General features: G+C 42.3%; 19 protein-coding genes. 8 read left to right on the top strand and 11 right to left on the bottom strand.

The genetic code is table 11. The features are described 5' to 3' along the window. Nucleotides 1-118 precede the first annotated feature (118 nt). Together ACTCNA_RS04070 and ACTCNA_RS04065 are read left to right on the top strand one after the other, a co-directional pair. Nucleotides 119-403: a type II toxin-antitoxin system TacA family antitoxin gene (locus ACTCNA_RS04070; RefSeq protein WP_462946620.1), complete on the top strand. Its 285-nt coding sequence runs from the start codon at nt 119-121 to the stop codon at nt 401-403. After that, nucleotides 400-906, top strand: a complete 507-nt coding sequence (locus tag ACTCNA_RS04065; protein ID WP_462946619.1) for a GNAT family N-acetyltransferase — start codon at nt 400-402, stop codon at nt 904-906. Before ACTCNA_RS04070 ends, ACTCNA_RS04065 begins: the two co-directional genes overlap by 4 nt. A gap of 61 nt (nt 907-967) precedes the next feature. Here ACTCNA_RS04065 and ACTCNA_RS04060 read toward each other — a convergent pair whose 3' ends face one another. The 3 genes from ACTCNA_RS04060 to ACTCNA_RS04050 form a co-directional block, all read right to left on the bottom strand. Continuing rightward, nucleotides 968-2,476 (bottom strand): alpha-L-fucosidase, encoded by a 1,509-nt coding sequence (locus ACTCNA_RS04060; protein WP_462946618.1) that lies wholly within the window; start codon nt 2,474-2,476, stop codon nt 968-970. A 312-nt stretch (nt 2,477-2,788) separates the two neighbouring features. Next, on the bottom strand, nt 2,789-3,433 hold the full coding sequence (locus ACTCNA_RS04055) for a copper homeostasis protein CutC (protein ID WP_462946617.1): 645 nt from the start codon (nt 3,431-3,433) through the stop codon (nt 2,789-2,791). A gap of 120 nt (nt 3,434-3,553) precedes the next feature. Further along, nucleotides 3,554-3,814 carry a hypothetical protein gene (locus ACTCNA_RS04050; RefSeq protein WP_462946616.1) on the bottom strand — a complete coding sequence of 87 codons (261 nt, stop codon included), beginning with the start codon at nt 3,812-3,814 and terminating at the stop codon, nt 3,554-3,556. A gap of 94 nt (nt 3,815-3,908) precedes the next feature. Here ACTCNA_RS04050 and miaA point away from each other — a divergent pair, with 94 nt between their 5' ends. Next, complete coding sequence (gene miaA, locus ACTCNA_RS04045; protein WP_462946615.1) at nt 3,909-4,835, top strand: tRNA (adenosine(37)-N6)-dimethylallyltransferase MiaA; 927 nt, start codon at nt 3,909-3,911, stop codon at nt 4,833-4,835. 255 nt (nt 4,836-5,090) lie between these two features. Here miaA and ACTCNA_RS04040 read toward each other — a convergent pair whose 3' ends face one another. Continuing rightward, nucleotides 5,091-5,819: an acyl-[acyl-carrier-protein] thioesterase gene (locus ACTCNA_RS04040; protein ID WP_462946614.1), complete on the bottom strand. Its 729-nt coding sequence runs from the start codon at nt 5,817-5,819 to the stop codon at nt 5,091-5,093. Between the two features lie 159 nt (nt 5,820-5,978). Here ACTCNA_RS04040 and map point away from each other — a divergent pair, with 159 nt between their 5' ends. After that, a complete protein-coding gene (gene map / locus ACTCNA_RS04035) occupies nt 5,979-6,758 on the top strand; it encodes a type I methionyl aminopeptidase (RefSeq protein WP_462946613.1) in 780 nt (259 codons plus the stop codon). Between the two features lie 68 nt (nt 6,759-6,826). Here the strand turns inward: map and ACTCNA_RS04030 are convergent, their stop codons facing one another. Together ACTCNA_RS04030 and ACTCNA_RS04025 are read right to left on the bottom strand one after the other, a co-directional pair. Beyond that, nucleotides 6,827-7,444, bottom strand: a complete 618-nt coding sequence (locus ACTCNA_RS04030) for a hypothetical protein (protein ID WP_462946612.1) — start codon at nt 7,442-7,444, stop codon at nt 6,827-6,829. A 274-nt stretch (nt 7,445-7,718) separates the two neighbouring features. Further along, entirely contained in the window at nt 7,719-8,540 is an 822-nt protein-coding gene (locus ACTCNA_RS04025) for an IlvD/Edd family dehydratase (protein WP_462946611.1), read from the bottom strand. A 181-nt stretch (nt 8,541-8,721) separates the two neighbouring features. Between ACTCNA_RS04025 and ACTCNA_RS04020 the strand changes: the two genes are divergently transcribed. Continuing rightward, nucleotides 8,722-9,105 carry a co-chaperone GroES gene (locus ACTCNA_RS04020; protein WP_462946610.1) on the top strand — a complete coding sequence of 128 codons (384 nt, stop codon included), beginning with the start codon at nt 8,722-8,724 and terminating at the stop codon, nt 9,103-9,105. A gap of 86 nt (nt 9,106-9,191) precedes the next feature. Here the strand turns inward: ACTCNA_RS04020 and ACTCNA_RS04015 are convergent, their stop codons facing one another. Beyond that, nucleotides 9,192-10,481 (bottom strand): aminotransferase class I/II-fold pyridoxal phosphate-dependent enzyme, encoded by a 1,290-nt coding sequence (locus ACTCNA_RS04015; RefSeq protein WP_462946609.1) that lies wholly within the window; start codon nt 10,479-10,481, stop codon nt 9,192-9,194. A 227-nt stretch (nt 10,482-10,708) separates the two neighbouring features. Here ACTCNA_RS04015 and ACTCNA_RS04010 point away from each other — a divergent pair, with 227 nt between their 5' ends. After that, entirely contained in the window at nt 10,709-11,935 is a 1,227-nt protein-coding gene (locus tag ACTCNA_RS04010) for a PQQ-binding-like beta-propeller repeat protein (RefSeq protein ID WP_462946608.1), read from the top strand. A gap of 4 nt (nt 11,936-11,939) precedes the next feature. On the opposite strand, the gene ACTCNA_RS04005 is transcribed toward ACTCNA_RS04010, so the two are convergent. Continuing rightward, nucleotides 11,940-12,362, bottom strand: coding sequence for a hypothetical protein (locus ACTCNA_RS04005; protein ID WP_462946607.1), 423 nt, complete (start codon nt 12,360-12,362; stop codon nt 11,940-11,942). Between the two features lie 110 nt (nt 12,363-12,472). Here ACTCNA_RS04005 and ACTCNA_RS04000 point away from each other — a divergent pair, with 110 nt between their 5' ends. Then, the gene (locus ACTCNA_RS04000) at nt 12,473-13,081 is read left to right on the top strand and encodes an HAD family hydrolase (RefSeq protein WP_462946606.1); all 609 of its coding nucleotides are present in this window, start codon (nt 12,473-12,475) and stop codon (nt 13,079-13,081) included. A 3-nt stretch (nt 13,082-13,084) separates the two neighbouring features. Then, nucleotides 13,085-14,161, top strand: coding sequence for an endonuclease/exonuclease/phosphatase family protein (locus tag ACTCNA_RS03995; protein WP_462946605.1), 1,077 nt, complete (start codon nt 13,085-13,087; stop codon nt 14,159-14,161). Between the two features lie 38 nt (nt 14,162-14,199). Here ACTCNA_RS03995 and ACTCNA_RS03990 read toward each other — a convergent pair whose 3' ends face one another. From ACTCNA_RS03990 to ACTCNA_RS03980, 3 genes are all read right to left on the bottom strand, one after another. Then, nucleotides 14,200-14,640 (bottom strand): hypothetical protein, encoded by a 441-nt coding sequence (locus ACTCNA_RS03990; RefSeq protein WP_462946604.1) that lies wholly within the window; start codon nt 14,638-14,640, stop codon nt 14,200-14,202. A gap of 204 nt (nt 14,641-14,844) precedes the next feature. Continuing rightward, the gene (locus ACTCNA_RS03985; RefSeq protein WP_462946603.1) at nt 14,845-15,501 is read right to left on the bottom strand and encodes an NAD(P)H-binding protein; all 657 of its coding nucleotides are present in this window, start codon (nt 15,499-15,501) and stop codon (nt 14,845-14,847) included. A 195-nt stretch (nt 15,502-15,696) separates the two neighbouring features. Beyond that, nucleotides 15,697-18,942, bottom strand: coding sequence for a ligand-binding sensor domain-containing protein (locus ACTCNA_RS03980; protein ID WP_462946602.1), 3,246 nt, complete (start codon nt 18,940-18,942; stop codon nt 15,697-15,699). Nucleotides 18,943-19,007: the final 65 nt, after the last annotated feature.

The raw sequence follows: 19,007 nt of genomic DNA, 5'->3' as shown, positions 1-19,007 counted from the left end.
TAATCAAACCATAAGAATTGTGAAGTTTCTTTCAACTTGTTTTTGTACGGGTATTACCCGTATGTTTATTTGTATTGTACGGAAATTATCCGTATTTTTGCAAAAAAACTGATAAGTTATGAGTTCATTAAAACAAGAAAAAGCAAGGTTCGACACAAAACTACCGAAAGAACAAAAGCAGCTTTTTGAACGGGCTGCTGCGCTTGGCGGATACAGGAATTTAACTGATTTTGTTATTGTAACAGTTCAGGAAAAAGCTAAGGAAATTATCGAAGAGCGGGAAAAAATACTCGCATCTCAAAAAGATAAAGAAATTTTTTTTGAAGCATTGCTAAATCCTCCAAAGCCTAATGAAGAATTGCTTTCGGCAAAAGAAGAATACAAAAAGTTAACTTCCCAATGAGTTATTTAACGGTTTCGCTCGATTCAAACCATGACAGAAACAGGTTCTCATGCGGGAAAGATTTATTGGATATTTATTTTTGGAAGCAGGCAAAACAAGATGTAAAGCGGAAGCTTTCAGCATGTTTTGTTTCGGTTGACAAAACATCAGGTAATGTTTCCGGTTATTATACATTATCTGGCAATAGCATTTCTAATGATTTAATCCCGGATAGCTTCAGGAAAAAGTTTCCAAAATCTTATTCATCCCTACCAACGATTTTGATTGGCCGATTGGCAATTGATAAAAATTTTCAAGGAAAAGGACTTGGAAAATTGTTGTTATTTGATGCATTAAAGAGATGTTACGATGCTTCCTGTCTCATAGGAGCTTACTCTGTAGTTGTTGATCCGCTGGATAATGAGGCTGAAAGATTTTACAGAAAATATGGGTTCATTAAACTGCCCGGCAGCGGAAAGATGTTTTTGCCTATGAAAACCGTTAAAGAATTGTTTGAAGAATGAACTTTGTCATTCCCCAAAAAGTCATACCTTCACTCGGAGTGAGGGTATGACTGATTGAAACTCACTTTACTTCCGAAATACTCACGGCCCAGGCTAAATCGCACGGTAAATTATTGCGGATTTTACGGGGAATGAAAATTTTCACGCCTTCGTCGGTGTTTTCCCATTTCAGGTTGCCACGGGTACCAAGCATGCTGAGTTTGGCATTGTCAGCCGCAAAAATGCCTTTAACCGTAAATGATTCCGGCAACCCCTTAGCGAGGTTTTCACTCGAAGTGAGGTTCTCGCTATCGGATTCATCAAGGTAAATGGCATACACTTCTTTGGAATCTTTTTTCTGCGTGAGGCAGATGTTGTCGGTTTTATACGGCTCGATGGCGCGGGTGGAATAAATGGCTTCGCCGTTCACTTTAATCCAGTCGCCCATGGCAGCGAGTAGTTCGTAAGCTCCCTGTGGCCAGGTTCCGTCGGGGCCCGGTCCGATGTTGTACAGGAGGTTTCCGCCTTTCGCCACAATGTCCACAAGCATGTGGATGGCTTGTTTGGGTGTCATAAAATTCGGGTTGGGCACCCACGACCAGCCACCTCCTGCAATAATACACGATTCCCACGGGTATGGGAGTTGCGTTTCGGGTACGCGGTTTTCGGGGGTCAGGTAGTTTTGGTTGGGGCCGCGCACTGCCCGGTCCACCACAATGAGTCCGGGTTGTTTTTCACGCGCTTTGGCTGCCAGTTCATCCATGCGAATGTCCTGGTTCACCACCCGGTTTTTAATGAATCCCGAAGAAACGCCTTCTGCTTTGCGGGCGTATGCTTCCTCTATCATAGGCGCGGGTTTTTTGGCTACCCAGCCACCGTCAAGCCACAGAATATCGATGTCGCCGTAATCAGTCATCAGCTCCATAATCTGGTTATGCGTGAAGTCCACGTACTTTTTCCACTTTTCAGGGTAGAGTTCCGGGTCGTAGTTGACGTTGCGGTCGAACGGCGGGAATTTCGGGTCCCAATAGTTTTCGTGGTTCCAGTCGGGTTTCGAAAAATAGGCACCTGCCCACATATCTTTTGCCCGGAAGGCATCGAAAATTTCTTTTGCCACGTTGGCCCGCGGATTAGTGCTGAACGGGCAGTCTTCGTCGGTAATTTTGTAGTCGGTGTATTTCGAGTCGAACATGCAAAATCCGTCGTGGTGCTTGGTAGTGAAAACCACGTATTTCATTCCGGCATCGCTGGCGGCTTCGGCCCATTTTTCGGGATTGAAATTAACCGGGTTGAACGTTAGCTTCAGGTTTTCGTACTCCTGCAAATAGGTGAAATAATCGTCGGGATTGGAACCTGTTTTGCGTTCGCACCAGCCGTAATCTTCGGGGCAAATGCTCCACGATTCCACAATTCCCCACTGGCTGTAAGCACCCCAGTGCATCAGCAACCCGAATTTCAAATCCTGCCACTCTTCCAGTTTTTGCAACACTTTTTCGTCTTCGGGCCAAACGTACCCGGTTACTTCATGTTCGTATTGTGCCTGCGATATCAGCACAAAAAGAACGGGAATTATAAAAATTAACTTTTTCATTTTTTTATTAGATTTTAGAATTATTGGTCACTGGTCATTGGTCATTGGTCATTGGTCACTGGTCATTGGTCATTGGTCATTGGTCATTGGTCACTGGTCATTGGTCATTGGTCATTGGTCATTGGTCACTGGTCATTGGTCATTGGTCACTGGTCATTGGTCATTGGTCATTGGTCATTGGTCATTGGTCACTGGTCATTGGTCACTGGTCACTGGTCATTGGTCATTGGTCATTGGTCATTGGTCATTGGTCACTGGTCATTGGTCACTGGTCATTGGTCACTGGTCATTAGGAAATTTGCTTACTGCCTATTACCTACTGCCTGCTTTTTCACTTGAGAGGTTTCCCACAATTCGCCGCCCGTGAAATTCAACTGCACCGGTCAGTTGCTGTAATTCTTCCACATTTTTACCGGTTACTTTTCCGGCAATCATAATGATGGGATTTTCACCGGCAGTTTGCAACATTTTTTTCAGTGTTTCGAGTCCTTCCATGGCGGATGGTTTGCCTCCCGAGGTCAGAATTCGTTTGATGCCGCTGATTTTTTTCAGCACTTCCACTCCCTCCACCGGATTTTCCAGTTCGTCGATGGCTTTGTGAAAGGTTACCGGCAGCGGATATGCATATTCAGTTAGTAGGCGTGTATTCTGCACATCGATTTTATTCCCGGCATCCAGCAATCCGAACACCACGCCTGCAGCGCCAGCTTGTTTTGCACGGTGGATGTCGGTTTTCATCCGGTTGATTTCTTCTTCAGAATGAACGAAATTTCCTGCCCGCGGGCGAATCATCACCATCACCGGAATTTTTAGCGCATCACAGGTTTTTTGTATCAGATCCAGCGAAGGAGTAAGCCCGTCGTTTGCCAAATCGGAACAAAGCTCGATACGACTGGCTCCTTGCTGTTCAGCTTTTTGTGCCTCTTCAAAAGTTTCTACACATGCCTCTTTTATCATTTTAAAAAACGATTGTAATTTTATTCCAAATATAATCGTTCGTAAAACAGTATCCTAAGCGACAGATTGTTTTTTAATTTTTTTAGAAAGTATTGATTGGTGATGAATCAATGCTTGTTTTTATTCTAAGGCGCATGAAGATATCCCACGCAGAGAGCGCAAAATATTTTCACGCAAAACCCGCCAGGTTTTAACTTGTTTAAAGATTGATAACTCTAAATTTTTTTTTCGGAACATTTTTTTAACCTCCAATTTCATAATAATTTGAATCCATTTCTGCGTTTCTTCACCTTTTCTTTGCGAAATTTGCGTTTTATGATTTTGCGGGTTTCGCGTGGGATTAAAGTTGTCGATATGACTTACAGCTTCTTTAAGCAACATCTTGTCATAAAAGAGAAATATCATCCTTTCCTGAAAATATCTAAATATTAAGAAATTTAATTATTCTTAGTTTTGTACTCAATCATTTTTTACCATGCAAGAAAAACATTCAACATACAACCTAATCACCATTTTAGGACCGACCGCCACTGGAAAAACCGGGTTGGCAGCCAATCTGGCAGCAAAAGTCGATGGCGAAATTATTTCGGCTGATTCGCGACAAGTGTACCGCGGCATGGATTTGGGTACCGGAAAAGATTACGACGATTATTTTGTCGATGGCCGGGAAATTCCATCACATTTGGTCGATATCGAGGAACCAGGCGTGCATTACAATGTGTACCGGTTTCAGGCCGATTTTATCCGGGTTTTTGAGGAGATTCAATCGCATGGCAATTTTCCGGTTTTGTGTGGTGGCAGCGGATTGTACATAGAGGCGGTGCTGAAAAATTACAAGCTCATCCAGGTGCCCCCAAATAAGCAACTGCGAAAAGAGCTGGAGGGAAAATCGTTAGAAGAACTTACGCAAATTCTGAAAGATTTGAAACCGGATCTCCACAATAAAACTGATGTGGAAACCGACCGCCGCGCCATTCGCGCCATTGAGATTGAAATGTATTACCGTGAAAATCCAGAAATCGACACTTCGATGCCGGAAATCCGGAGCCTGAATATTGGCGTGAAATTCGATCGCGAAACACGCCGGCAAAGAATTACCGCACGGTTGAAACAGCGTTTGGAAGGAGATATGATCGACGAAGTGAAGAAATTGCTGGATTCAGGATTAACTCCGGAACAACTGATTTATTACGGGTTGGAGTACAAATACCTGACACTGCACCTGACCGGCGAATTATCGTACGACGAAATGTTTAGGCAACTGGAAATTGCAATCCACCAGTTTGCCAAACGCCAGATGACCTGGTTCCGCGGTATGGAAAAACGCGGCACAACAATTCATTGGATCGACGGTCATTTACCGATGGAGGAGAAGGTGGGGAAGATTATTGAGTTGCTGTGATATTATACGTCTCGCGGTTACAACCGTTAGATGGATATTTCCTGTTCACGCTGACAGGTTTGCAGGCGCTGTCAGGTGGGGAAGCCCCGCCGTAAAAAGCAACTTGTCGGCGTCGACAGACCTGACAACGTTGATAGAATGGAAAAGAAGATGGGGAAAGTACTGGAATTGTTCGGTGGCGGTTATTCATCGGATGACTCGGAGTCATCCGATGAATATTAGGAGATTCCCTGCGTGCGCGGAAATGACAGCTTTTTACCGTCCCTGCCAGATCAGCTTCGCACGTATCAGTTCCACTCCGTCATTTTCGCGAATTATACTGCAAAGATGATTGGATGAATCAAGTTCCTGCTTTTTTACGGCCAGCCGGTCGGTGGGCATTCCTTCTTTTAAAAAGTTCGCTTCAAATTTGGTCAGTTCATTTTTTTCGTGAAAATCGAACGTGTAGCTATCAATGATGCGTTCCAGGTAACGACCACTGTTAAAATGCTGGTTGATGTCGATTTCGTTGAACCGTACCGGTGAAAAATCGAGCGGTGCTTCCGATTTGGGTGATTTTACTTTTGGGGCGTTGGTGCCAAACACGCTTTCGTTGTATTTCGGGAATTCCTTGAAATTATTTAAGCGCACAATTCTTTTGGAATCTGTGTCTAAAACCAGCCAACTGCTGGTGGCCTGAATGATGCTGTTGCCTTTTTCATCGGCAAAAATGTAATCGCGGTAACCAAAAAATCCGTCGGTGCCGCGCGACCAGGTTTCCAGCGTGAAATCCTCGGTCCATTCCGGACGACGGTCAATTTTCACCTGCAGGCGCGAAAGCACCCAAAACTGGTTTTTTTCTTTCAGTTGTTCGTAGCCAAAACCCAAAAGGTTGGCATGTTCCCAGGCAATTTCCTGCATCTGGTAAAATATATACGGTGTGGACAATTTTCCAAAACGATTGATAAAATAGGATTTGGTAGAAAGGTGCTGTTTGTGTTTCATAATACTTGTTGCTGGTTTCTCGTTTCTTGTTACTGGTTTTTGGTTCCGAACTTCCAACTTCCGTCTTCCAACTTCCCCAAAACATTGTTGCAAATTTATTGTTCAATTTTGAAATGCAATTGGATTTAACCAATTTTGCACAAAATTTTAAAACAGGTTATGGGTGGAATTAATATAAAAACCCCGGAACAAATTGAGGGAATTCGCAGGAGCAGCCGTCTGGCCGCCGAAACACTCGACTTTGCAGCGCAGTTTGTAAAAGCAGGTGTACATACTGAATTTATCGATAATAAAATTGAGGAATTTATTGTTGAGCACAATGCAGTGCCGGCCACTAAAGGGTACAACGGATTTCCCAAATCGAGCTGTATTTCACCTAATGAAATTGTGTGTCATGGCATTCCGTCGGAAAATATGGTTTTGAAAGAAGGTGATATTTTAAACATCGATATCACAACAATTTTGGACGGATATTACGGCGACACCTCGCGCATGTTTACGGTGGGTGAAATTTCACCGCAGGCCGAAAAGCTGATCGACGTTACCAAACACTGCCTCGACCTGGGCGTTCAGCAGGTAAAACCCGGCAACCCGTTTGGAAACATCGGTTTTGTGATTAGTCGCTACGCTAAAGCAAAAGGATTCAGCGTGGTGTATGAGTATTGTGGACACGGCGTTGGATTGCAGTTTCACGAAGAGCCGCAGGTGGACCACACCTCTCGCCGCAACAAAGGCCCGAAAATGAAACCCGGCATGATTTTCACGATTGAGCCCATGATAAACCAGGGACGCCCGACCACTTCTATCGACAAATCCGACGGCTGGACGGCCCGCACCATCGACAACAAATTGTCGGCACAGTTTGAGCACACCGTGCTGGTTACCGAAACCGGTTTCGAGGTGCTGACCGATATTCACAACGAATACCCGGCAACATAAAAAAAACCGGCGATTGCCGGCTTTTTTGTTTTCATTGTTTTCTTTTCGTGGCTTTTTTGTATGGTTTTCTATTTTCCGTTCCAGTATTTGTAGTCTATCATCCAGGTTTCAATTTTTAATTTGGCTTCCGGTTCTTCGTACATGATGAATGTTCTTCTTCCGAAATTTGTTGCTTTGTAACCAGTTCCGAAACTTTTTTTCTCGTCTTTCTCATTTTTTACGGTTTCTTTTTCTTCGTTTTCATTGTTTGCTTTGTTGAATAAGTTGTCGTTTTTCATCCAGTCTTCAACTTTCAGCGATTCTTCGGCTTCATTTTCCAGTGAAACGGTGTTGTAAAAATTACTTTCGTTGGTCATCCAGTTCTCAACCTCGAGTGCTTCTTCTGTTTCGGCTTCCAGTGAAACGGTGCTGTAGAAATTGTTGGCATCGGTCATCCAGCTTTCCAGTTCCATTGCATTTTCTGTTTCAGCTTCCAATGAAACGGTTGCATAAAAATTGTTTTCGTTTGTCATCCATGCTTCCAATGCAAGTGCTTCTTCGGTTTCTTCTGCCAGGTATGCGTTCATTGCTCTTAAACTGTAACCTGCTGCTGAAACTTCGTTGGTAAGAACCATTGCTACTGCGAGAACTACTACTGCTACTGTTGATTTCAAGTTTGCTTTCTGAACATTGTTTGTTGTTTTCATGACTTTGTCTCCTGTTTGTTTTGTTATTTATTTTTTCTGTTTTTATTCTTTTTACAACCTTAAGACGTTGCATTTTTTTATTCGTTACACTTTTATAGAACTTTTTTTTAGATTGTACTTTTCTTTGCCTTGTTGTTTGTTATACAAATATAATGATAAAAACTATTACCATGCAATACCAAGTACTATGAATTTTGTCATGTTTTTATGTGTGTTGTGGTTAATTAATTGTTTGTGAGGATTTTATGTGATTTAAAAAAATTAATTTTTTTATTTATACAGTTGTGCAACCTTCCGAAGCGGAAGAAACGGATGCTCTGTATTTTTTCAGCACGCCCGATAATTCTTTTTGATGAGGTTTTTGCCATACTTTTTGCCGTGCTTCTATTTCTTCCGGAGTTAGATCTACATCAATACGGCTTTTTGTGATATCGATGGTGATCCGGTCGCCGTTTTTAATCAGGCCGATAGTGCCACCCTCATACGCTTCGGGAGTAATATGACCTACCACGAATCCATGTGAACCGCCTGAAAACCGCCCGTCGGTAATAAGTGCCACATCTTTTCCCAGTCCGGCTCCCATCACGGCGCTGGTTGGTTTCAGCATTTCCGGCATGTCGGGGGCCCCTTTTGGCCTGCTGTTCCGGATAACAATTACTTCGCCCGGTTTAACCTGCGTGCGAATGCCTTCAATGGCATCGTATTCATTTTCGAACACACGGGCAGGCTCTGAGAACAGTTCGCCTTCTTTTCCGGTGATTTTGGCCACCGCACCTTTTTCGGCCAGATTTCCGTAAAGTATTTGTATGTGCCCTTTCTTTTTGATGGGATTATCAAACGTATGAATTATTTGCTGCCCTTTTTTCAGGTCAGGAACTTCTTCGAGGTTTTCTCCCACTGTTTTTCCGGTTACTGTCATGTAATTTCTTATAATACCTTTGTAATCTTTATCTGAAATCTTTCCTTTTATGCGCTCTCCGTAAGCTTCGAAAACTGAAACAATATTCAGCTCTTTGTTGCCCCAATGGCATATAACATGGCCTGGGCGGCTGGCAGGCTGTCGTCTTGTGTAATCAACCGGCTGAAAGTATTCCATTTATTTCCCATAACAGTTTTTTTATGTTTTCTATGAAATGCCAAATTAAGATAAATATCTCTTTATATAAAGGAAACCGGAAAGATGTTGGTAATATTTATTGCCGGTGTTTGTATCGGGTTTGGTTTGCCGAAACCCATCAGAATATTTTATCTTTGCAACTCTCAAAAAAAGGGAAATTATGTCACTTGTAATTGAAGAAAGAGATCTGGAGAAATTTATAATGGTAGGCGACCGTGTTTTGGTGAAGCCCAAAACGCCGTCGAGTAAAACAAAAACAGGGCTCTACCTGCCGCCAACGGTTCAGGAGAGTGAAAAAATATTGAGCGGCTACATTGTAAAAGTGGGGCCGGGGTACCCTATTCCGGCCATTTCGGAAGAAGACGAAGCCTGGAAACAAAAACAGGACAATGTAAAATATGTACCCCTGCAGGCGCAAATGGGCGATTTGGCCATTTACCTGAATAAAAGCGGATACGAAATTGAATTTAAAAACGAAAAATACATCATTCTTCCGCACTCGGCTATTCTAATGATTATCCGGGATGAAAACCTGATGGAGTAAAGCAATCGTATTGTCTCACTAAAAAAAAAACAAGCTGCCGGTTTTAAAACTGACAGCCAGTTTTTTGTTTCTGAAAAATATTTTTTTCAGCTGCATTCTTCGCAGGCCTTGTAAATTCCATCGAACATTTCTTTTACATCGTTGGCAGCAACAGCCGAAAATGCAATGCGAAGAATATTATTCAGGCTGATGGTGCCGATGCTGTATTTTTTAATGAGCACCTGCCGTACATCTTCTCCATTTAACCCATCTGTAAGTTGGATACACATAAAATAACCCGAGTTAAACGGAAGGGCAGTGAAATATTTTTTGTATTTCTCGTCCTCCAAAGCTTCTTTAACCGCGTTGAAGCGGTTTTTCATGGTTTGATATTTGGCCTGTTTCTGCAATGAATATTTTGGATTGTTGTAGGTAGCATAAAGTAATGATTGCGAAATATTGGCTGCATTTGAAATATTACCGCGGATAGCGCCTGCAGTTTTCGATTCAAGCGCATTGTAGAGTTCGGGATCGCCGCCTTTAATTCCAAAAGTGACAAACCCGGTACGGAAACCCCACACATAATCTTCTTTGGTGGCACCGTCTATTTTTACGGCAAGAACATTTTCGTGCAAATTACTCAGCGGTGCAAAAATACTCTCTTTGGCAATATTTTTTTCATAAACCAGTCCAAAGTAGGCATCGTCAGTAATGGCCACAATTTCGTTACCTTTCTCGGCGGAGTTGTTGATGATAGAAACAATTGAATCAACTTCCTCTTGTGTTGGCGTGTAGCCTGAAGGATTGTTCGGGAAATTCAGGATCAGTATTTTTTTTCCTGTTCCGCCTTCATTTAATTTCTCTTCAAAGGCATCGAGATCAAATCCGTCGTTTTTAAATAAATTGAATTTTGTGAGTTGCGCCCCGTAAGCATTAGCCAGCGTGAGGTTATAATTTCCCCAGAAGAGGCTCGGCACAATCACCTCGTCGCCCGGATCGACAAACAGGTAACCTGCCATGCTGATTCCGTGTGTTAGTGCGTTGGTAACAACCGGCAGGCTCAAAACTGTATTTTGCAGCGACGGGTTTTTTTCGTAAATCATATTTTTCCATTTCGAACGCAAATCGGGTCGCCCAAAACTTGGAGCATACGGAAAAACGAGTGAAGGATCGAGATCGATTTTTGAAGCCAGCACATCAAGCCGCATGGGTGAGCCGTCGTCTTCTATTGCGGCACCAATGGTCGCATTAATTTTTGTGCCTTTTGCTTCGGCAGTTTGCCCCAATATTCCTTTTTTCGGAAAGAAAATATTTTTCCCTTTTTCTGAAAGCAGTTCAAAAACAACCTCGCTTTTTTGACTAATAATGGCATTGAGTTCCTCAGCCTGTGGATTCATAATTAATTCGGTTTAATAACTGTTTAATAAAATTATTGTCAGCCGCAATATAAAAAATAGGTGGATAGGTTCAGTTAATTGTTGGCAAATTGGTGTTTTTTTTGATAAAATTCTAATATTCCGTTAATTTTCAAAAATAATTGATATTTAATTCAGTGTGTTTGATTTCTGTTTAAAAATGTATTAAATTAGGAAGAAATAATAAATCAACTTTAAAATAACCTGAAATGAAAAAAACCGAAATGAAAATTCTTTTATTGTTATGTTTGCCTTTTTTCACCGTATCATGTAACAATACTAACAACTGGCCCGGTTGGCGGGGTGAAAACAGAGATGCAAAAGTTGACGGATTTAAGGCTCCGTCTGAATGGCCTGAAAAGCTGACTATTCTTTGGCAGGAGGAAGCAGGTCTTGCCAATTCATCACCAATACTAATGGGAGATGAGATTTTTTTACATGTTAAACGTAACAATAATGAAGTAGCTGTTTGTGTGAATGCGAATACCGGAGAAGAGGTCTGGGAAACGATTTTAAATCCGTCACCGGAGGTTACAGGTGGACCGCGAAATCACCCGGGACCACGAAGTACACCTCTTGTGGAAGATGGGAATTTATATACACTCGGGGTGGGAGGAATTTTACATTGCCTTGATGCAAAAACCGGGGATGTTATTTGGAAAGTTGACCGGTACACGGAAGTTCCGGAATTTTATGCAGCAATGTCGCCCATTGTAATCGATAATATGTGTGTAGCTCACCTCGGCGGGCAAGATAACGGAGTAGTGGCTGCTTTTGATGCTGAATCCGGGGAAACAATCTGGACGATAGAGAATGAGCCCGCGACCTATTCTTCGCCCGTAACCATGAATGTGGGAAGCGAAAAAATCCTGGTTGTTCAAACCGGGGCCGATTTGTTGGGGATTTCTTATGATGGAGATGAGCTATGGCGCATACCAACGCCTACAGAAAGAAGGTTTTACAATTCGTCAACACCGGTTATCGACGGGCAAAATGTGATTGTTGCCGGACAAGGTGTGGGAACCAAATCGTTTACAATTGAAAAATCAGGCGATGAATATTCCTATCAGCTGAATTGGGAAAATCCAAATTATGGCGTTTCATTTAATTCACCTGTTTTAAAGGATGGCTATTTATATGGGAATGGTGCACGACTTGGAAAGCTTTTTTGTCTCGATGCTTCAACCGGCGAAACGGCATGGGCCGATACCACCGCGCATAACCGGTTTGCAGCTCTGCTCGATTTGGGGAGTGTGATGGTTACATTGCCGGCGACAGGTAACCTGATATTTTTTGAGCCCAATCCGGAAGAATATTCAGAGATTAAAGTTTACAAGGTGTCGGAAACCGAAGTGTATGCACATCCGGTTTTTGCAGGTAACAAAATTTATATAAAAGATGAAGAAATGTTAACCTGCTATTCCCTGGGTAACTAAACAATTACAGCATTCTGAGTTCTCCGACAATAATAAAAAAGCCAAACAGTGCCGTAAGTCCGGTCAGTATCATAAACAGATTTCTGAGCTTCTTTTCTTTCCATTCAAAAATAAATGCCGGAATAGCAACAATGCCCGAAACGATGAAAATCCAGTAGGCCGGCAGTATTTTCGCCTGGAGAGGAAGATCTTCAAAAGTTTCCTGTTCCAGTTCTTCGTTCATAATTTCGGCAGGTGTCAGGTAGTCGTAGGCCGAAAAATAGCCGCTGGCAATAGCAAAACCGGCATACAAACCCAGCAGAATAAATATAAGAGGCCCAATCATCCTGAACATCTTTTTCTTTTCAACCCAGCCATATACACTTGCAATTATGCCTGCAAATACAAACCACTGAGGGAGTGTGTATAATATTGTATCCTGGTTCATCAGTTATTGTTTAAAGAAACGGTCACAAAATTACCCCTTATCTGAAAAGGATTGCAACAAATGGCCATTTATTTTTAATTTTGAGGCCAATCTTAAAAAGTTAATCTTTCGTGAAAGAATTAGTTATCGACCCAAAAGCAAGGGCTTTGATTTTTGACCTTGACGGTACAATTGCCGATACAATGCCGGTTCATTTTTTGGCTTATAAAGAAATCCTTAGCGATTATGGAATTGAATTCACCCCGGAGCTGTTTGCCACGCTTGCCGGAATTCCCGCTGTTCAAACCATTCAAAAATTGAATGAAATGTTTGGAACAGAAATGGATTCGGAGAAAATCGGGCATTTAAAAGAACAGGTTTATGAACAGAAGATGCATAAAATGAAACCCGTGGAACCGGTGGTAACCCTGGTGAAAAAATATTACGGTGAAATGCCCATGTCTGTCGGTACCGGAGGTTACAAAAAGCTGGCGTGGAAGTCGCTAAAGATTTTGGAATTGGATAAATATTTTGACATATTGGTTTCGAGCGAAGATGTTGCACATCCGAAACCCCACCCGGAAACATTTTTAAAATGTGCCGAAAAAATGGGCGTTTTGCCGCGGCACTGTCAGGTTTTCGAAGATGGGGAGCTGGGAATGCAGGCTGCCCGGGCCGCCGGAATGATGGCCACACTGGTAACTGATTTTTATGATGTTTCAATTGGAAAGGAGAGATAATTTATGAAGATATTAAAGATTAGCAGGCAAAAATATACAGGTTTTTCCCCACGCCGGCAGGGCCTAAAAATTTTGCTTTTTGCGTTGCCATTTCTGGTGTTCACTTCTTGCGCCCCTTGGCAGAATGCTGCCAAGCGAAATATGACAGTGGCTTTTTACAATGTCGAAAACTTGTTTGATTTGGAAGATGAACCCGGGAAACACGATGAGGAATTTACCCCCAAAAGTGAAAAACAGTGGAACAGGGTCCGCTATCAGAAAAAACTGGATGATCTTTCGCGGGTTATCAGCGCCATTAACGAAGGCGATTTGCCCGAAATAGTTGGTTTGTGCGAAGTGGAAAATGAAAAGGTGGTGACCGACCTCACCCGGACAGGGCTGCTGGCAAGGGGAAAATACGAGATTGTGCATTCTGAAAGTCCTGACTTTCGTGGAATTGATTGCGCGTTAATTTACCGTCCCGAAGAGTTTAAAGTAACCGATCATTTTACTATTCCCGTGCATTTTGCAGATGATCCCGATTACGTAACACGCGATATTTTATACGTGAGAGGCCGTACCCGCAACCGGGAAGAATTTCATGTATTTGTTAACCACTGGCCATCGCGGATTGGCGGAGTTGAGCAAACTCAACCCAAAAGAATGGAGGTGGCCCGCATATTGAAAAGTAAAGTTGATTCGGTCAGGGCTGCGTCTGGTTCAAGGAGCCATGTTATTGTAATGGGCGACATGAACGATGAACCCTCCAACAAAAGTTTACAGGAAGTGCTTAACGCGCTGCCTCCCGATCAAGCAGCAGGAGGGCTGGTTAATTTGATGTTTCCCGAAGCTTCAGAAGGGCGTGGCTCGTACAATTATCGCGGGAACTGGAACATGCTTGACAATATCATCGTTTCAACCGGTTTGCTCGACGATAAAGGATTTCGGGTTATTGCAGAAAAAGGTTTTGTTTTTTACCAGGACTGGATGGAATACCGGAACAGTGAGGGAGAAATGTCGCCCAACCGCACTTACGGTGGCCCCAACTATTATGGTGGCGTAAGCGATCATTTTCCGGTTTATATCCGGTTGAAAAGGTAGTTTGGGAGAATATTTTTCAGTAAATTAATTCAACCAGGCTAGTAGAACAAAGCCCTGTCCCATGGAATTCCGGCCAGGATCAAAATAAAACTCAGCCCGAACCAGATTGCGGCCACACGATGTTTTTTCCACGATACGGCTTTTTTCGTTTTGCTTTTGCCTATGTGGACTAATATCAGGGCCACCAGCATAATGAGAATGTGTTCCACCGCATAAAACCGAAGGTCGGCATTTTGCATTGCCGCCCCAAAATTGGCAAACGCTGCTTTGGTGAGCGGGCTTACAAAAGCGTAAAGTATTAAACCAATCAGGAACTGGATGTCCATGAAAATTGTGAGCAGCAAACCCGAAACTTTGTCTCTTTTGGTCCATTCATTTTTTCCCAGCCATCCGTAAATTGAAAAAGTAATGGCTATAATTAGAACAATTAAAACCAGCCAGCGAAAAAGGTTATGTCCGTGAAGTAATCCTGTGTACATAATTAATTATTTTTTGATTGAAACAGGGAACCCACCTGTTGCCGGCAACTGCTGCAAAAGCACCCCCGTCCGGTTTCTCCATTATCCTTTGCCCGGAAACAGTATTTACAGACAGAAACAGAAAGGGAATTATCAGCCCGCGAATGAAATTACCAGTCATGGTAGTTTAGTTTGAATGAAGGTTAAATGTACAAAAATAAGTTCTCAGTCGTTTTCAGCCAATTGGAAAACATCCGCGGCTTCCCAAATTATTTTTTCAGGATCAGGATGTAACACAGCATTTATCATGGCCTTTGCCACAGTTTTTCCGTGAATGGGGCGGAAATTTTTGAAAATGAATTTGGTAACAAAACGAACAACAGGAACCGACAATTCTTCCATTGGCCGTCGCTTTTCTCGGTCGCCGGTTAACGATGCCGGGCGCAGAATTGCGAGATTTTTAAAATTCAGTTCCGAAACAGCTTCTTCTAATTCACCTTTCATGCAGGTATAAAAAATTCGCGATTTGGTATTTGCACCCACCGACGAAACCAGCACGTAGTTTTCAATGCCGTTTTCTTTGGCTTTTTGGGCGAAATTCAGGTTGAAAGTGACATCCGTTTCGTATTGCTTTTCTTTGCTGCCGGCCTGTTTCAGGGTAGTTCCCAATGCTGAAAAAAGCACATCGCCAGTCAGTTTTTCAGCCCAGCTTTCTTCGTGGTCAAAATCAATTATTTGTTCTTCCAGTTTGGGATGTGAAATTCCCGGACTGCGGCGCACAAAAATTCGCACTTTCTCAAAATTTTTATTTTCCAAGAGAAGTTGTACAAGCTGTTTGCCTACCAATCCGGTGGCACCGATTACATTGGCTGTTAATTTCATATTTGACTATTTTACTAATTCTACATTGGCAGATTTTTTTTGTATAAAAACAGCACCGTCCTTCAGGGCGGTGTCTGAAAAGCGTATTACACAATTTGAAATTTTGAAAAAATCTGTAAAATATTAAATTACAGATTTTCTCAAAATTTCTTAAACGGATGTTCTAATTTTTTTTGTCAAAGAATTGTTTGCCTGTTAAATCTCCTGAACCGGCAATGAGAAATGAAAAACCGTACCTTGGGGTTGATTGGGCGTAACCCATATTTTCCCTGAATTTCTTTCAATAAATTCTTTGCAGATGATTAACCCCAGCCCGGTACCTTTTTCACCCTGGGTACCGTTTCGGCTCTTTTTGTTCAGGTTGAACAGCTGGCGCACCTCTTCTTCATTCATGCCAATTCCTGTATCGGCAATATGGACAGTTACAACCCCGTTTTCACTTTTTGCCGAAACAGTAATTTCACCTTCGGGCGGCGTGTATTTTAGTGCATTGCTGAGCAGGTTCCGGGTAATGGCGTTTATTGTATCCGTGTCAAAAAATGCATCGATTTGTTCCGGGAACTTGCGGTTGATTGTAATTCCTTTTTGCAGTGCTGAAGCTTCTTTTAATTCGATATTATTTTGCAGAATTTTACCCAGGTTTTCTGTTTTCGGTGAAATGTTGATTTTTTCCATTTGCGAGCGTGACCAGGTGAGCAGGTTTTCGAGCAGTTCAAATGTGTTGTCGGCAGATTTTTTGGCAGCTTGCAACAACTCTTTTTGTTTGTCATTATTCATATTATAGTCAGAATCAGTTAAAACATCGAGTATTCCGACCAATCCTGAAAAAGGGCTGCGCAGGTCGTGCGATATGATGGAGAAAAATTTGTTTTTTGTTTGGTTGGCCTGCTCCAGTTGTTCGTTTTTTTGTTGCAGTTCGCTGATGTTTTCATCAATTATTTGTTCCAGCTTTTTTTGCCGTTTAATGAGGACGCGCGATCTCCATTTTAAAATAAATACAAAAAGGAGGACAATGAAAACGACCATAATGATAATAAACAGAGGAGTTCTCCAGAAAGGGGCTTTTATTTTGAGCTGAAACAATGCAGGCTGGCTTTGCCATTTCCCGTTTTTATCCATTACTTCAATTCTGAAAAAATAATTACCGGGGGATAAATTGGTATATGTTGCTACTTGTTCGTTTTGTGAATAAATCCAGTCAGTGTTAAAATTTTCCAGCATATAACGGTAACTCTGGCGAGCCTGGTAACTAAAATCAATTGTGGTAAACCGTATATTTATCATTCGTTTGTCGTGGCTCAGTTTTAATAATGGAATTTCAGGGCTTGTAGTATCTATGCGGGAGAAGTAGGGCTGGCCATCGACTGAAATTTCGGTGATTAAGGTTTTTCCCGGTGACCTTTGCAAATCTTTTACTTCCCGTGGGTTGAAAAAGTCAATTCCCTCGTTGCCCCCAAAATATATGTTGTTTTCCCCGTCGGTTGCAGATGACCGGGCGAAATAATTCGTGGAAACAAGGCCGTCGGAGTAATTGAAAAAGCGGATTTGAACTGAAATACTGTCGTTTCCTAAAGTCGGGTTGTAGTTGAGCCGGAGGATTCCCGACTGGGTGCTGCACCAGATTTCACCGGGCGTAACCGATTCGATGGCTGAAATATCCAGGAAGGGAAAGTCGTCGCTCGTCAGTGCCGGAATGAAAGTGTTACGTTCAGGCACAAAAATATTTAACCCGTTGCCGGTACCTGCCCAAACGGTTCCGGCAACATCACAGTGTACTGTATTGATTTTATTTTCTGAAAGTGAAGCCGGATTTTCTTCTTCGTGAAAGTAGGTGCTGAACTGTTCGGTTTTGAGGTTTAACCTGGTAACCCCATATACAGTGGCAATCCAAAGATTATTGTCGTGATCGGTGCAAAGGTTGTACGAATAATCGTTCGATAAACTGGTGAAAGGATTTTCAGGGTCGTGGCGAAACAGTTCCATGTAATTCGATTCCGGGTTGTATTTGCCAATTCCGACTCCGTGAAAACTTATCCATATATTTCCATCATTGTCTTCCGTAATTCCTCTGATATCAGCTGTTTCAAGCTGGCGGTTAAGTGAATCGGGTTTAAAGTTAACGTGTTCGAAAGCCGACTTGACGGGATTAAATACTTGCAAACCACCCTGCCAGGATCCAACCCAAATGCGTTGCCGGCTGTCTTCAAAAATTGCCATTACAGATCCCGGCGGGCCACTGCTTTTTTTTGATTTAAGTTGAAACTGCTTCATTTGTACCGGGGTATGGCTGTGTTTTTCTACAAAACCACCCTCGTAGCCCAGCCACATGTTGTTGTTATGATCGAAAAGGATAGAGGTAACCTCTTTTTGCGTGAGTTGATAGGCACCCCCTGATGAAGCGACAAAATGATTGAACAGCACGTTGGTCAGTCCCAAATTCACACCTCTGATTCCCGACGAAACCCAAAGGTTTTTATCATTGTCAATATAAATATTATCGACTGCTGTGCGTTCAAGACTCATCGGGTCGGAGGGAATGTTAGTGTGCAGATCGAATTGACCGGTTTGAATGTTAAACCTGATTAATCCGTTATTGCTTGACAGCCAGGCGATAGAATCATCAATTATTCGAAAATTTTTAATCGTGTATCCCAGATGATCGAAATGTTGATGGTTCACTTCTTTCTCCTCGGGGTCGAACCAAAAAAATCCATTGCTTATTGTGCTTGCAAAAATCTGATTATTTGCAAATTGGAGGTGAGCGATATCAAAACTCCCAAAATTTGTTCCTCCAAAATTATTGAAATTTTCAACTTCGAGCGTTTGCGGATCCAACCGGTAAAGCCCGCCGTAGAATCCGGAAAACCAAATTTTTCCATCGGGTTGACAAGCTGTTACATTAATGTCGTTGACAGGCAAAACGGCATTTTCAGGAATTTTTATAGTGTCTGAACCTGTGTACCAGGTAGTTTTACTTTGTTTGGGGTTAAAGCGGGCAAGTCCTTCGTCGGTAGCAATCCATAAATTTTTTTCATTGTCCTCAGCAAAATCATTTACATGTACACTTTCCCAACCGTCAACTGGTCCAATAAATTTGTCTTTATAAAAATTGTACCACGAAATACCGTTTTCTGAACCTAACCAAAGAGTTCCGTCAGAAGCGGTGAATAAAGTGGTGATTTTGCCGCCGGGAATGACCGAAATGCCGTTCCCTGTGTTTTGATAAGCTTTAAATTGTTGTCCGTCGAACCGGAAAAGCCTGTTCTCCCCGGCCAGCCAAATAAATCCGTTGGCATCCTGGCTAATGCTTATAATCCTGGCTTCGGGCAGTCCGTTTTCAATACCGTAATGGTAAAATGCAACAGAAGCACTGCCGGGGATTGCGTAAAACAGCACCCATGCGATAATAAAATATTTTATGTACCGGTTCTTAATTCTCATCCACTTGCTAATAAAGATACGTAAAATTAGCAAAAGCAAATTAAAACCAATGTTTGATTTTATAT

This window comes from Tangfeifania sp. (assembly GCF_055108615.1).
Note: the sequence above shows the minus strand (reverse complement) of the source record. Positions and strands in the feature narration are given on the sequence as shown.

Excerpts from the sequence above, each read along its gene's own strand:
- ACTCNA_RS04070 (WP_462946620.1), top strand. The coding sequence starts at position 119 with ATGAGTTCATTAAAACAAGAAAAAGCAAGGTTCGACACAAAACTACCG.
- ACTCNA_RS04065 (WP_462946619.1), top strand. The coding sequence starts at position 400 with ATGAGTTATTTAACGGTTTCGCTCGATTCAAACCATGACAGAAACAGG.
- ACTCNA_RS04060 (WP_462946618.1), bottom strand. The coding sequence starts at position 2,476 with ATGAAAAAGTTAATTTTTATAATTCCCGTTCTTTTTGTGCTGATATCG.
- ACTCNA_RS04055 (WP_462946617.1), bottom strand. The coding sequence starts at position 3,433 with ATGATAAAAGAGGCATGTGTAGAAACTTTTGAAGAGGCACAAAAAGCT.
- ACTCNA_RS04050 (WP_462946616.1), bottom strand. The coding sequence starts at position 3,814 with ATGTTGCTTAAAGAAGCTGTAAGTCATATCGACAACTTTAATCCCACG.
- miaA (WP_462946615.1), top strand. The coding sequence starts at position 3,909 with ATGCAAGAAAAACATTCAACATACAACCTAATCACCATTTTAGGACCG.
- ACTCNA_RS04040 (WP_462946614.1), bottom strand. The coding sequence starts at position 5,819 with ATGAAACACAAACAGCACCTTTCTACCAAATCCTATTTTATCAATCGT.
- map (WP_462946613.1), top strand. The coding sequence starts at position 5,979 with ATGGGTGGAATTAATATAAAAACCCCGGAACAAATTGAGGGAATTCGC.
- ACTCNA_RS04030 (WP_462946612.1), bottom strand. The coding sequence starts at position 7,444 with ATGAAAACAACAAACAATGTTCAGAAAGCAAACTTGAAATCAACAGTA.
- ACTCNA_RS04025 (WP_462946611.1), bottom strand. The coding sequence starts at position 8,540 with ATGGAATACTTTCAGCCGGTTGATTACACAAGACGACAGCCTGCCAGC.
- ACTCNA_RS04020 (WP_462946610.1), top strand. The coding sequence starts at position 8,722 with ATGTCACTTGTAATTGAAGAAAGAGATCTGGAGAAATTTATAATGGTA.
- ACTCNA_RS04015 (WP_462946609.1), bottom strand. The coding sequence starts at position 10,481 with ATGAATCCACAGGCTGAGGAACTCAATGCCATTATTAGTCAAAAAAGC.
- ACTCNA_RS04010 (WP_462946608.1), top strand. The coding sequence starts at position 10,709 with ATGAAAAAAACCGAAATGAAAATTCTTTTATTGTTATGTTTGCCTTTT.
- ACTCNA_RS04005 (WP_462946607.1), bottom strand. The coding sequence starts at position 12,362 with ATGAACCAGGATACAATATTATACACACTCCCTCAGTGGTTTGTATTT.
- ACTCNA_RS03995 (WP_462946605.1), top strand. The coding sequence starts at position 13,085 with ATGAAGATATTAAAGATTAGCAGGCAAAAATATACAGGTTTTTCCCCA.
- ACTCNA_RS03990 (WP_462946604.1), bottom strand. The coding sequence starts at position 14,640 with ATGTACACAGGATTACTTCACGGACATAACCTTTTTCGCTGGCTGGTT.
- ACTCNA_RS03985 (WP_462946603.1), bottom strand. The coding sequence starts at position 15,501 with ATGAAATTAACAGCCAATGTAATCGGTGCCACCGGATTGGTAGGCAAA.
- ACTCNA_RS03980 (WP_462946602.1), bottom strand. The coding sequence starts at position 18,942 with ATGAGAATTAAGAACCGGTACATAAAATATTTTATTATCGCATGGGTG.